This is a genomic window from Caballeronia sp. GAFFF1, from assembly GCF_023630705.1.
In the GTDB taxonomy this organism is placed as follows: Bacteria; Pseudomonadota; Gammaproteobacteria; order Burkholderiales; family Burkholderiaceae; genus Caballeronia.
In genome coordinates this window covers 300498-313494 of record NZ_JALQEM010000005.1, presented here as the reverse complement: position 1 = coordinate 313494, position 12997 = coordinate 300498, and the positions used below count along the sequence as shown (strand labels likewise).

At 66.1% G+C, this 12997-nt stretch carries 11 protein-coding genes and 1 tRNA gene; 8 read left to right on the top strand and 4 right to left on the bottom strand.

All coding sequences use genetic code 11. From position 1 onward, the window contains the following. Positions 1 to 34: 34 nt before the first annotated feature. Positions 35 to 355, bottom strand: a complete 321-nt coding sequence (locus tag NCR37_RS03775; protein ID WP_175939787.1) for a hypothetical protein — start codon at positions 353 to 355, stop codon at positions 35 to 37. Between the two features lie 1230 nt (positions 356 to 1585). Between NCR37_RS03775 and NCR37_RS03770 the strand changes: the two genes are divergently transcribed. The 3 genes from NCR37_RS03770 to trmB all read left to right on the top strand — a co-directional run bounded on the left by NCR37_RS03770 (position 1586) and on the right by trmB (position 3138). Continuing rightward, the gene (locus tag NCR37_RS03770) at positions 1586 to 2146 is read left to right on the top strand and encodes a YggT family protein (protein ID WP_250471809.1); all 561 of its coding nucleotides are present in this window, start codon (positions 1586 to 1588) and stop codon (positions 2144 to 2146) included. 62 nt (positions 2147 to 2208) lie between these two features. Then, positions 2209 to 2283 (top strand) — tRNA-Gly (locus NCR37_RS03765). A 105-nt stretch (positions 2284 to 2388) separates the two neighbouring features. Beyond that, positions 2389 to 3138 (top strand): tRNA (guanosine(46)-N7)-methyltransferase TrmB, encoded by a 750-nt coding sequence (gene trmB, locus NCR37_RS03760; protein ID WP_250471808.1) that lies wholly within the window; start codon positions 2389 to 2391, stop codon positions 3136 to 3138. Between the two features lie 66 nt (positions 3139 to 3204). Here trmB and NCR37_RS03755 read toward each other — a convergent pair whose 3' ends face one another. The 3 genes from NCR37_RS03755 to NCR37_RS03745 form a co-directional block, all read right to left on the bottom strand. Further along, positions 3205 to 4038, bottom strand: coding sequence for an undecaprenyl-diphosphate phosphatase (locus NCR37_RS03755; protein ID WP_250471800.1), 834 nt, complete (start codon positions 4036 to 4038; stop codon positions 3205 to 3207). 61 nt (positions 4039 to 4099) lie between these two features. Next, a complete protein-coding gene (locus NCR37_RS03750; RefSeq protein WP_250471798.1) occupies positions 4100 to 4687 on the bottom strand; it encodes a DUF1439 domain-containing protein in 588 nt (195 codons plus the stop codon). A 50-nt stretch (positions 4688 to 4737) separates the two neighbouring features. Further along, positions 4738 to 5019 carry a YkgJ family cysteine cluster protein gene (locus NCR37_RS03745; protein WP_250471796.1) on the bottom strand — a complete coding sequence of 94 codons (282 nt, stop codon included), beginning with the start codon at positions 5017 to 5019 and terminating at the stop codon, positions 4738 to 4740. Between the two features lie 139 nt (positions 5020 to 5158). Between NCR37_RS03745 and hemN the strand changes: the two genes are divergently transcribed. The 5 genes from hemN to xdhB all read left to right on the top strand — a co-directional run bounded on the left by hemN (position 5159) and on the right by xdhB (position 12966). Beyond that, a complete protein-coding gene (hemN, locus tag NCR37_RS03740) occupies positions 5159 to 6541 on the top strand; it encodes an oxygen-independent coproporphyrinogen III oxidase (protein ID WP_250471794.1) in 1383 nt (460 codons plus the stop codon). A 247-nt stretch (positions 6542 to 6788) separates the two neighbouring features. Then, a complete protein-coding gene (locus tag NCR37_RS03735; protein WP_250471793.1) occupies positions 6789 to 8168 on the top strand; it encodes an amidase in 1380 nt (459 codons plus the stop codon). Positions 8169 to 8308: 140 nt separating this feature from the next. Beyond that, positions 8309 to 8827, top strand: coding sequence for a disulfide bond formation protein B (locus NCR37_RS03730; RefSeq protein WP_250471854.1), 519 nt, complete (start codon positions 8309 to 8311; stop codon positions 8825 to 8827). 243 nt (positions 8828 to 9070) lie between these two features. After that, the gene (gene xdhA, locus NCR37_RS03725; protein ID WP_250471792.1) at positions 9071 to 10597 is read left to right on the top strand and encodes a xanthine dehydrogenase small subunit; all 1527 of its coding nucleotides are present in this window, start codon (positions 9071 to 9073) and stop codon (positions 10595 to 10597) included. Further along, positions 10594 to 12966 carry a xanthine dehydrogenase molybdopterin binding subunit gene (xdhB, locus tag NCR37_RS03720; RefSeq protein ID WP_250471789.1) on the top strand — a complete coding sequence of 791 codons (2373 nt, stop codon included), beginning with the start codon at positions 10594 to 10596 and terminating at the stop codon, positions 12964 to 12966. Before xdhA ends, xdhB begins: the two co-directional genes overlap by 4 nt. Positions 12967 to 12997: the final 31 nt, after the last annotated feature.

The window sequence follows — 12997 nt, the reverse complement described above, 5'->3', positions numbered from 1 at the left end:
GGGGCTCGTGCGGTCGATCGCGGAAAAGCGATTATCAGTGCCAGTGGCCGCGACCGTAGCCGTAACCGTGACCATAGGGGTGGCCATAATATCCGTGCCGCCAATAAGGACGGCCGTAATATCCGTATCCATAGCCGCCCACGACGACTGCCGGCGGCGGCCCATAGACGACAGGCGGAGGCGGCGCGACATAAACCGGCTGCGGCGGAGCGACATAAACCGGCGCGGGCGGCGCCTGATACACCGGATACGCCGGCACGCTGATACCGACCCCGACCGACACATGCGCTTGCGCCAGACTCGCGACACCCAGGCCGAGGGCGCCGGCGACCAATAAACTACCGAGCTTTTTCACTTTGGTTCTCCTCGCCGCTTAAGCCGACCGGTCCATCCGATCGCGCGGCTGCGTACTCTGAATTTAGCGAAAAACGCGCTCGGGCGCTCGGGCCATTTGTTGCAAATTGCAAGGTCTGCGACTGCCATTCGGGCGGGTCAGCGGTGTCCCGGGTTAGGAGCAGGCCGAACGGCAAGGTGTACGGCGCGGTGAGGTTTTGTTTGCGTCGAGACAGCGTGCCGCTGGCGTAACGCATCTTTACAATCAAAGCAAAAGCCCCGCCGGACGGACCGTCCGGCGGGGCTGTGTATTGAGTCTCGGCTCCTTTTGAGGCGATCAGCCTACTTTCACATAAGCGAATTCGCGCGTGACATTAGGCGGGACATACGCGCCACCGATTACGACACGCGGCGTCAATCGCTTCTTCTGATCCCACCAGCGACGCCTTTGCGCCTGGCTCAAGAAACGCAGATGCTTTCGATAAGAGAAAATGCTCATGCGACCTCCGAACGTAGCGTTTTGAAAACGTCGAGAAAAGCACCGCTTAAAAGCGGACGATGCGTTTCCGTTAATCACTCTTGTCTTTAGTATTCGCGCCCGGTTCGTTCATCAATGTTCGCAAAAGAACCAAACCACGCAAGCCGCGTGCGGTGAACCACATAACCAGCAGAAAACATGCCATGGATTAAACGGCGCAATGCTGCTAGATCCGTAACGGCGTCTGATTCAATCGTTTTCTGTCATCCTATGCTGCCATCTTTGCGTGAAACGCGCTCGCGCAAAGCGTCGTGCGGCGGCAACATCAGGGTTTGCGGCAGTGCGCGCGCCCATGCGCTATGCTTGCGATCCGCTTTCAACCGACTGTGAGAGGAAACGCTCGTCGTTGTTCGACAACGCGCCCAAGCCGCCCCGCAGCCATGTTATGGTGACGTCCGGCGCCCCACCGGCATTGACGGTGGGCGGGGAATGCAAGGCGCCTTTCGCTCGCAAGAGAAAGAAATCGCGGCGCTCGCGGGCATCGGCCCGGGCGCGACGACTTCACATGACATCCAGTCCAGAGAACGAACAATGATCAAGGTCACTCACTACGACTCGCGCGACGCAGCGTGCGCGTTCGCCGCGCCAAGCCAGCGTCTATCCTGGCGTCAGTCCCGGCGGCCGTCCTAGCGGCTGCCAAGCGTCATCCGTTCCTTCGCTTTTCCCGACCCAGGCGCGGCCTTCTTGCCGCGCACGTTTTCCAGAGGACCCGAGATGTTCGGCGATATCGCCCGTTTTCTGCTCAATACCGTTTTCACTCTGTTCGGCGCGGCGCTGCTCCTGCGCGCGTGGATGCAGGTCGTGCGCATGCCGCCGTACAACCCGGTGTCGAATGCCGTCATGCAGGCGACCAACTGGATCGTGCTGCCGCTGCGCAAGATTCTGCCGGGCGGCAAGATCGATTGGGCCAGCATTGTCGCCGCCTATATCGCGGCGCTGGTCTATGTGACGTTGATGGTCTATCTCGCCGGCGTCGATCCGACGGTCATGCTGCCGATGCTCCTGCTCGTCGCGGCGCTGACGGTCGTGAAGTGGGCGCTCAACCTCATCATCTGGATGACGATTCTGATGGCGCTGCTTTCGTGGCTCAATCCGCAGTCGCCGGCCATGCCGCTGCTCTATCAGATCACCGCGCCGTTTCTCGATCCGCTGCGCCGCATCGTGCCGCGCTTAGGCGGCATCGATTTGTCGCCGATCCTGCTCTTCGTGATCGTGCAGGTGCTGCTGATGGTGGTGACGCGCGTCGCAGTCTCGATGACGCTCTTCGGCATCTGAACCGGGCCGCGCCGCCCGCGATTGCGCGGCGGCGCGCCTTGCGCTTACAATAGTCGGCTCACGCGGGCGTCGTATAATGGCTATTACCGTAGCTTCCCAAGCTACTGACGTGGGTTCGATTCCCATCGCCCGCTCCAGATTCACGAGCAACAGATAAGCAGCAAATAAGCGAAAGCCGCCTTCCATACAGCGAGGCGGCTTTTTAGTTTCCGCGCGACGCTTCTTCGCATTCCGATCCCGCCATGAACGACCAATCCCACGATTCCCACGACGACGACGCGCAAGCCGCCGGTGAGCGTATCGAAACTGCGGCATCGCAGCCGCTGCATCATCGGCGTATTCGCAGTTTCGTGACGCGCGCGGGCCGCGTTTCGCCGGGACAGCAACGCGCGATGGACGAACTGGGTCCGCGTTTCGTCGTGCCGTACGCGCCGGAACTCGCGGACTGGGACGCCCTCTTCGGCCGGCAGGCGCCGCGCGTGCTGGAAATCGGTTTCGGCATGGGCGCGACGACGGCGGAAATCGCGGCCGCGCGCCCCGGCGACAACTTCATCGGCGTGGAAGTGCACGAGCCGGGCGTCGGCGCGCTGTTGAAGCTGATCGGCGAGCAGCAGCTCGGCAACATCCGCATCCTTCAGCACGACGCGGTCGAGGTGCTCGAACACATGATCGCGCCCGCGAGTCTCGACGGCGTGCACATCTACTTTCCCGATCCGTGGCACAAGGCGCGGCACCACAAGCGCCGGCTCATCCAGCCGAAGTTCGTCGCGCTCCTGAGCTCGCGCGTGAAGCCGGGCGGCTATCTGCATCTCGCGACCGACTGGCAGAACTACGCGGAGCAGATGCTCGACGTGCTTTCGGCGGAACCGACGCTCGAAAACACGGCGGACGGCTACGCGCCGCGTCCGGATTACCGGCCGGTGACCAAGTTCGAGCGGCGCGGCTTGCGGCTCGGACACGGCGTCTGGGATCTGCTCTTTCGCCGCAAGTAAGTCGCGCTGAAAACGACAACGCCACGGCTAGCCGTGGCGTTGTCGTTTGTGCGGCACGCAAGCCGATCAGTCTGCCCAGCTCAACCCGCCGCTATAGCCGACGATCAGGATCAGCAGCCCGAAGCCGATGCGATACCACGCGAATGCCGTGAAATCGTGCGAGGCGACGTAACGGAGCAGCCAGCGCACGCAGACGAAGGCGCTCACGAACGCGGAGACGAGCCCGATGGCAAAGAGCCCGAGGTCGTTCACGGTGAGCGCGCGCCAGTACTTGGCCATTTCGTAGAGCGTCGCGCCGAAGATGATCGGGATGGCGAGGAAGAACGAAAATTCGGTGGCCGCGCGGCGCTCCAGCCCGAACAGCATGCCGCCGATGATCGTCGCGCCCGAACGCGAGGTGCCGGGAATCAGCGCGAGGCATTGCGCGAGGCCGACTTTCAGCGCATCGGCGTACGAGAGGTCATCGACCGAATGCACGCGCGGCGGCGCTCCGCGATCGCGCTGGCGCGCCTCGGCCCACAGAATCACGATCCCGCCGACGATCAGCGCGACCGAGACCGGCACCGGCGAGAACAGCACCGACTTGATCTTCTTTTCGAGCAACAGGCCCAGCACGATTGCCGGAATGGTCGCGATGATGACGTTGATCGCAAACCGCCGCGCGTCCGGACGGCTGCCGAGGCCGCCCACCACCGAGCCGATCTTGCCGCGATATTCCCAGCAGATTGCGAGAATCGCGCCGAACTGAATGACGACATCGAACGTCTTGGCTTGCGCGTCGGTGAAATTGAGCAGACTGCCCGCGACGATCAGATGCCCCGTGCTCGACACCGGCAGAAACTCCGTCAAGCCTTCCACGACGCCCAGCACGAGCGCCTTCACCATCAGAATCCAGTCCATCCGTCAGCCCTTGTTCGCTTTTTTGCTGCAGGTGTAGAGCACTGCGCGCCAGGATTTCGATTCACTTCTCGACAATCTGAACGCGTATGCCGTTTGTAAGGACTGTGATTGTACCGGGTTCGTAAGACACGCCCGCAAATTGCAGCTCTTCCGGCTTGAACGTGTAGATGGGATAGCGGTCGAGCAATTGCGCTGCGAGCAGCGCGCCGGCCGCCGCGATTTGTTGGTTGTACTGGGCAGCGTCGCCGGTCAGCTGCGAGTCGTCAACCGTTGGCGAGACGAGCACGACCGAGCGGCTCGGGGCGTCGTACGCCAGTTGCGTCGACAACGTGAACGCGCCGTTCACCGGGCTCGGCATGAAGGGCGTGGAAAGCCGCGCATCCACGCGCACCGTGACGCGATTGCGGTCCGCCGCCATGCCGACCACAGGATTGCTCAGCACGACATCGAAAATCTGCCGCGCGGTGCGTTCCAGCGGGAACTTGCGCGCGACCGCTTCCTGCACCTGCTTTTGCGAAAATGTGTAGTGGTCCGGAATAAACGGAAAGATGGATGCGGCATCCGCCGTCGATACGAGCGCGAGTGCCGGCCACGCGGCGAGCGCGCCCAGCAGCAACCGGCGCCTGAGCGGCGCGACGGGTCGTGGCATGCGGGAATCTCCTGTACTGGATGTCGTGACGGTGCTTGGACAAACGAAGTTCATTGCGGTTGCGTGTCGATTTCGAGCCGCGTGAGCCACTGAACAGCATGCTCGCGCGTCTCGCCGCACATCTCGGCTGACGGCTGCAGGCCGCCGCAACACGCGGGCCGGCGCGGATCGCCGAAGATCTTGCAGCGCAGGTCATCGTCGAGCTGGACGCACGGCTCGCCCGCGCGCTTGCCGTTGGGCATGCCGGGAATGGCGCTCGTGATGGACGGCGCGATGCAGCACGCGCCGCATCCTTCGCGGCAGGCATGAGGGGACGAAGACGAAGTAGACATGGCGAAAGCAGACGAGACAGCGGCTAGGGCGCCATTGTCCCATGCCAGCCAGGAGCACCCCGGAAAGCGGCTGCGACGTTATCACGCAAGGCGCGCGCGCACGCGCCCGCGTAAGATCGGCGCAACTCGAAGGCTGCCCATGACTCTCGCCGACACCCTCTTTCGCCCGGACCTGCTCGCGCGCTACGACGCGAACGGCCCGCGCTACACGTCCTACCCCACGGCCGTCCAGTTCACGGAATCGTTCGATCCCGCGCACTACTTCGAAGCCGCAAGCCGAGGCGGCGCGTCGGCGGAACTGTCGCTGTACTTCCACATTCCGTTCTGCGACACCGTCTGCTTCTATTGCGGCTGCAACAAGGTCGCGACGAAAAATCGCGCGCACGCCCGCCCGTATCTGGATCGCATGAAACGCGAACTCGCGATGCAGGCCGCGTGCTTCGATACGCGCCGCCCCGTCACGCAGCTTCACTGGGGCGGCGGCACGCCGACATTCCTCTCCCACGATGAGATGGCCGAACTCATGGCCGCCACCGCCGCGCACTTCAACCTCGTGCGCGATGCGCGCGCCGAATATTCGATCGAAGTGGACCCGCGCGAAGCGTCCGCGGAAACCATCGCGGTGCTGCGCGAACTCGGCTTCAACCGGCTGAGCCTCGGCGTGCAGGACTTCGACGAGCGCGTGCAGCAGGCGGTCAACCGCATCCAGCCGCGCGCGATGACCGAGGACGTGATGCGCGCGGCGCGCGAGCACGGCTTCGAGTCGGTGAGCGTCGATCTGATCTACGGCTTGCCGCATCAGAGCGTCGAGAGCTTCACGCGCACGCTCGATGCGATCGTGGCGCTCGCGCCGGACCGCGTCTCCGTCTTCGGCTATGCGCACATGCCTGCGCTCTTCAAAATGCAGCGTCAGATTGACGAGGCGGCGCTGCCTTCGGCCGCCGTGCGGCTCGCCATTCTTGAGCGCGTGATCGAGCGGATGAGCGATGCCGGTTATGTCTACATCGGCATGGATCATTTTGCGCTGCCCGGCGACGAACTCGCCCGCGCTTATGAAGCCGGCACGCTCCAGCGCAATTTCCAGGGCTACAGCACGCATGCGGACTGCGATCTGATCGGCATCGGCGCGTCGTCCATCGGCAAGGTCGGCGACGTCTACGCGCAGAACGCGCGCGCGATCGCCGACTACGCAGCCGCCATCGACGCGGGGCGCTTCGCGATCCGGCGCGGCGTGCGCCTTACCGCCGACGATCTCCTGCGCCGCGACGTCATCATGCGGCTCATGTGCGGCGGCGCGCTGCGCTTTTCGGACGTCGAGCGCGAACACGGCATCGTCTTCGCCGACACCTTCGCGGCCGAACTCGCGCGCCTCGCGCCGATGGCCGACGACGGCCTCATCGACATCGCGCCGGACGCCATTCGCGTGCTGCCGGCCGGACGCATGCTCGTGCGCAACGTCGCGTCGGTGTTCGACCGCTATCTGGGACAGGCCAGCCTCCGGCGCTTCTCGCGGACGATCTGAACGCACGACTCATCGCATCGGTAACGGCGTGGTCGCGTCGGGGTCGCCTCGGGGTCGCGTATTTTTTACTGCGCTGGCTTAGAATGACAGCCACCCTGGGCGTCCGGCTTCAGTTCGCCGCGACCGCCCGCCCTTTCACCGCCGATGCGTCGCGCCGCCGCCCGCATCGGACCGCCGCCGGCGCGATCAACGAAGCCCGCCGCACGCTTCGCCAGCGCCGCCGCCGGCAACGCCACTGCTCGATGCCATGCCGACCACTGCGCCGCAGTTCCCCCCGCTAGCCCTCCTCGCCGCAGAATTGAAGTGCGGCCGCACGACGAGCCGCGCGCTTGTCGAGACCGCGCTGGAACGGATCGCCGATCCCAACGGCCAGGGCTCGACCGTGTTCCTTCAAGTCGATGCCGAACACGCCCGCGCCGCCGCCGACGCCCACGACGCGCTGCGCCGCGCAGGCACGGTGCTCTCGCCGCTCGCGGGCATTCCGGTGTCCGTGAAAGATCTCTTCGATGTCGAAGGTCAGGTGACGCGCGCCGGATCGCGCGTGCTCGCGAACGCGCAGCCCGCCCGCGCCGATGCCGTCACGGTCGCGCGCCTGCGCCGCGCGGGCGCGGTGATCGTCGGACGCACGAACATGAGCGAGTTCGCGTTTTCGGGGCTCGGGCTCAATCCGCACTATGGGACGCCGCGCTCCCCGTACCGAGCGAATGTGCCGGACGACGCGCGCATCGCGGGCGGATCGTCGTCGGGCGCGGCGGCATCCGTCGCGGACGGCATGGCCGCCGTCGCGCTCGGCACCGATACGGGCGGTTCGCTGCGCATTCCCGCCGCGTTCTGCGGCCTGACCGGCTTCAAGCCGACCGCGAGCCGCATTCCGAAGCAAGGCGGCGTGCCGCTTTCCAAGACGCTCGATTCGTTCGGGCCGATCGGCGCGACGGTCGCGTGCTGCGCGCTCGTCGACCGCATCCTCGCGGGGCGCGAGCCGGACGTGCCCGCCACGCGCCCGCTCGACGGCGTGCGCCTCGGCGTGCTCACGAATTACGTGACGGACGGCGTGGAAGCGCCTGTCGCGCAGGCCGTGCAGGCGGCAGTCGATCATCTCGCCGCCGCGGGCGCGCTGGTGGAAGACGTGCGCTTCGCGCCGCTCGACCGTCTGCCCGAGATCAACCGCTTCGGGCTCGTGGCGATCGAGGCGTACGCATGGCATCGCAAGCTGATTGCCGCGCACGCAAGCGAATACGATTCGCGCGTGCTGGCGCGTCTCATGCGCGCGGAAACCGCGAGCGCCGCGGACTACATCGAACTGTGCGAGGCGCGCGCCGCCATGATCGAGGCCGCGCCCACGACGCTCTGGCAACGCTTCGACGCCATTGTCTGCCCGACGGTGCCCGTGCTGCCGCCGCGCATCGCGGAGCTTGCGACGGACGACGACAGCTTCGCGCGCACCAATGCGCTCGTGCTGCGCAACCCGACGACCTTCAATTTTCTCGATGCCTGCGCGCTGTCGCTGCCGTGTCATCGGCGCGGCGAGGCGCCGGTCGGCCTCATGCTCGCGGGCGCGCCGAACGCCGACGACACGCTGCTGTCCATCGGCCGCGCGGTCGAGGCCGTGCTGGAGACGACGCGCTGACACGCCGCATCGTTCGCGAAAACGCGGCTGTGTTTCGCACCGGGCGATCGCGCTAAAATTCCTGCGCGATGCCCGCCCGGTCAGGTGCTTCCTTCTCGAAACGTTGCGAAATAATGAACAACCATCTACATCAATTCACGATGCACGAGGACGACCGCGCGCTGCGCCGCGAGCGGCGGCTCTTGACGCTGCTGGGCTTCGTCTGTCTCGCGCTCGTCGCCGGGGCGCTGTATCTGCAATTCTTCCATGGCGAAGACCCGTGTCCGCTGTGCATCATCCAGCGCTACTTTTTCGTGCTGATCGCCGTGTTCGCGTTTCTCGGCGCGGGCTTCAACGGCTGGCGCGGCGTCGCGCTGCTGGAGGCGCTCGTCGCGCTTTCGGCGCTCGGCGGGCTCGCCACGGCCGCGCGGCACGTCTACATTCAGGCGAATCCCGGCTTCAGCTGCGGCTTCGATGCGTTGCAACCCGTCGTCGACAGCCTGCCGCCCGCGCGCTGGCTGCCGCAAGTGTTCAAGGTGGCGGGGCTTTGCGAGACCGCTTATCCGCCGATTCTCGGGCTCTCGCTGCCGCAGTGGTCGCTGGTCGCGTTCGCCATTATCTTCGCGCTGGTCGCGTTGAGCCTCCGGTCGAGGCGCAAAACGCGGGCGGCGGCGCTTTGACTGCCTTCGGCGCGGGCATTCACGGCCCGCGCGTCTTGCCTTTCTCTCGCATTTCACTTCCCCGCATCACCGCTTCCGCATAATCTGAATACGATCCCAAAAATATTTTCGGGATATTGCGGTGCTATGGTCGAGTCTGGATGGCGATCTACGTGCGCGCAGTCCGCGTGACATGCCGGAATTTCGGGATGCAGGCGGAAACCGCGTAACGCGCGCCTGGTCCGCAATGTCCCTGCCCGGCTCATGACAACGCACACCATCCGCTTCCTGCACCGCGGCGCCGTCCGCGACATCGCCGACGCGCCCGCCACGCGCACCGTGCTTCAGCATCTGCGCGCGAACGACTGCACCGGCACCAAAGAAGGCTGCGCCGAAGGCGATTGCGGCGCCTGCACCGTGGTCGTCGGCGAACTCGATTCGGCGGGCGAACTCGCGCTCAAGGCCGTCAACGCGTGCATCCAGCTTCTGCCGACGCTCGATTCGCGCGCGCTTTTCACCGTCGAAGACCTGCGCGGCGCGGACGGCGCGCTGCACCCGGTGCAACAGGCGCTCGTCGATTGTCACGGCTCGCAATGCGGCTTCTGCACGCCGGGCTTCGTGATGTCGCTGTGGGCGCTGTATCACGCCCATCCGCGCGATGCCGGCCCGCCCTCGCGCGACGAAATCGCCGCCGCCATTTCCGGGAACCTGTGCCGCTGCACCGGCTACCGGCCGATCATCGATGCCGCCGAGCGCATGTTCGACTACCCGCCGCCGGCTTTCGACCGCGATGCGATCCGCGCAACGCTCGCCGGCCTGCGCCGAACGCAGACGTTCGAGTACCGGGCGCCGGACGCGCGCGGTGAAACCTTCGGCGCCCCGGCGTTTCATGCGCCCGTCACGCGCGACGAATTCGCCCGCCTTCGGGCAGCGAACCCGGACGCGCGGCTGCTCGCGGGCAGCACCGATATCGGCCTGTGGATCACCAAGCAGTTTCGCGATGTGGGCGACATTCTCTTCATCGGCAATGTCGAGGAACTGAAGCGCATCGAGCGCGACGCGCAGACGCTGACGATCGGCGCGGCGGCATCGCTCGAAGACGCGTATGCCGCGCTTACCGCCGATTACCCCGAACTCGCCGAGCTCTGGACGCGCTTCGCGTCGCGCCCGATCCGCAACGCCGGCACGCTTGGCGGCAACGTCGCGAACGGGTCGCCGATCGGCGATTCGATGCCCGCGCTCATCGCGCTCAACGCCGAACTCGAGCTCCAACACGGCGACAAGACCCGCACGATGCCGCTCGACGCGTTCTATCTCGCGTATCAGAAGACCGCGCTTCAGCCGGGCGAATTCGTCGCGGCGATTCGCGTGCCGCGCCCGGGCGCGGACTTGCGGTTCCGGACGTACAAGGTGGCGAAGCGCTACGATCAGGACATCTCCGCCGTATGCGCCGCTTTCGCGATCCGGCTGGACGACAGCCAGCGCGTGACGAGCGCGCGGATTGCGTTCGGCGGCATGGCGGCGACGCCCAAACGCGCAGCTCAGGCCGAAGCGGCGCTCGTCGGCGCGCAATGGAGCGACGACACCGTGCGCGCCGCCATGAACGCGCTCGACGCCGACTTCCAGCCGCTCACCGACATGCGCGCATCGAGCGCGTATCGGGCGAAGGTGGCGCGCAATCTGCTGCGGCGCTTTCATCTGGAGACGCGTGCCGCCGCGCCGCTCGCGCTGGCCCAAGTGAACGCGTTCGCGTACGCCGCGCATGCGTCGATCTCCGAGGAGCAGCCATGAACAAGGCCAGCGAGCCTGTTGCACTCGATACCGCGGCCGACGCCGCGGGCGCCGCGCTGCCGCACGAATCGGCGACGCTGCACGTGAGCGGCGAGGCGATCTACACCGACGACATCCGCGAATTGCGTGGCACGCTGCACGCGGCGCTCGGGCTGTCGCGCCATGCGCACGCGCGCATCGTCTCGATGAATCTCGATGCCGTGCGTGCCGCGCCCGGCGTCGTCGCGGTTCTGACCGCCGCCGACATTCGCGGCGAAAACAACTGCGGCCCGGTGCTGCACGACGACCCGATCCTCGCCGCCGACGAAGTGCAGTACCTCGGGCAGCCGGTGTTCGCGGTGATCGCGGAGACGCACGATCTGGCGCGCCGCGCCGCCGCGCTCGCGAAAAGCGACGATGTGGTGCGCTACGAGCCGCTCGAAGCCGTGCTCACGCCGCGCGAAGCCAAGGCGCGCAAGCAGTTCGTGCTGCCGCCGCTGCATCTGAAACGCGGCGATCCGGATGCGCGCATCGCGGGCGCGAAGCATCGCGTTGCCGGGGAATTCGAGGTCGGCGGGCAGGAGCAGTTCTATCTCGAAGGACAGGTGGCGTACGCGGTGCCGAAGGAATCGGACGGCATGCTTGTCTACAGCTCGACGCAGCATCCGAGCGAAATGCAGCAGGTCGTCGCGCACATGCTCGACTGGCCGACGCACGCGGTCGTGTGCGAATGCCGGCGCATGGGCGGCGGCTTCGGCGGCAAGGAATCGCAATCGGCGCTATTCGCATGCGTCGCGGCGCTGGCGGCGCATGTGCTCAGGCGCCCGGTGAAGCTGCGCGCCGATCGCGACGACGACTTCATGATCACCGGCAAGCGCCACGACGCGGTCTACGAATACGAAGCGGGTTTCGATGACTACGGGCGCATCGTCGGCGCGCGCGTCGAGATCGCGCTGCGGGCCGGCTATTCGGCGGACTTGTCGGGCGCGGTCGCGACCCGCGCCGTCTGCCACTTCGACAACGCGTACTACCTGAGCGATGTCGATATCCGCGCGTTCTGCTGCAAGACCAACACGCAGTCGAACACGGCGTTTCGCGGCTTCGGCGGCCCGCAAGGCGCGCTCGTGATGGAAGTGATGCTCGATGAAATCGCGCATCGGCTGAAGCGCGATCCGCTCGACGTGCGGCGCGCGAACTACTACGGCATCGACGCGCGCAACGTGACGCCGTACGGCCAGACGGTCGCGGACAACGTGCTCGCGCCGCTCACCGACGACTTGATTGCATCCAGCGGCTACCACGCGCGCCGCGAAGCAATCGCGGCGTTCAACGCGACCAACGACGTGCTCAAGCGCGGCATCGCGTTCACGCCGGTCAAGTTCGGCATCTCGTTCAACGTGCCGTTTCTGAATCAGGCCGGCGCGCTCGTGCATGTCTACAAGGACGGCTCGGTGCTCGTCAATCATGGCGGCACGGAAATGGGTCAGGGGCTCAACACGAAGGTCGCGCAAGTGGTGGCGAGCGTGCTCGGCATCGGCCTCGCGCGCGTGCGCGTGACGGCCACCGATACGTCGAAGGTCGCCAATACGTCGGCGACGGCGGCATCCACCGGAAGCGATCTCAACGGCAAGGCGGCGGAGGCGGCGGCGCTGACCATCCGGGAGCGCCTCGCGGAACTGGCCGCGAAGCAGCTTGGCGGCGCAGCCGCGGACGTGCGCTTTCACGGCGGCGTGGTCGAGGCGAACGGCGGGCAGATGCCGTTCGACCAACTGGTCGCGGCGGCGTATCTTGCGCGCGTGCAGTTGTGGTCCGACGGCTTTTACGCCACGCCCAAAGTCCATTGGGACGCGAAGACGCTGACCGGCCATCCGTTCTACTACTTCGCGTACGGCGCGGCGGTGTCGGAAGTCGTCGTCGATACGCTCACCGGCGAATGGAAACTGCTGCGCGCCGACCTGCTGCACGACGCAGGGCGCTCGATCAATCCGGCCATCGACTTAGGACAAGTGGAAGGCGGCTTCATACAGGGCATGGGCTGGCTCACGACCGAGGAGCTGTGGTGGAACCGCGACGGGCGACTGATGACGCACGCGCCTTCCACCTACAAGATTCCCGCCGTCAACGACACACCCGCCGCGTTCAACGTCGCGCTCTTTCGCGGCGCGGGCAACGACAACGCGGAGCCGACCATCTTCCGCTCGAAAGCCGTCGGCGAGCCGCCGCTCCTGCTCGCGTTTTCGGTGCTGCTCGCCATCCGCGCGGCCATCGCGGGCGCTTCGCCCGACGCGGCGGACGCACCGAAGCTGCGCGCGCCCGCCACGCCCGAAGCGATTCTCGACGCGCTGTCGTCGCTTTCCGTCGAGGCGGAGTCGGCCGCCCCGGTAAACTAGCGCCTGCGACGACGCGATAACCCGATCCTCT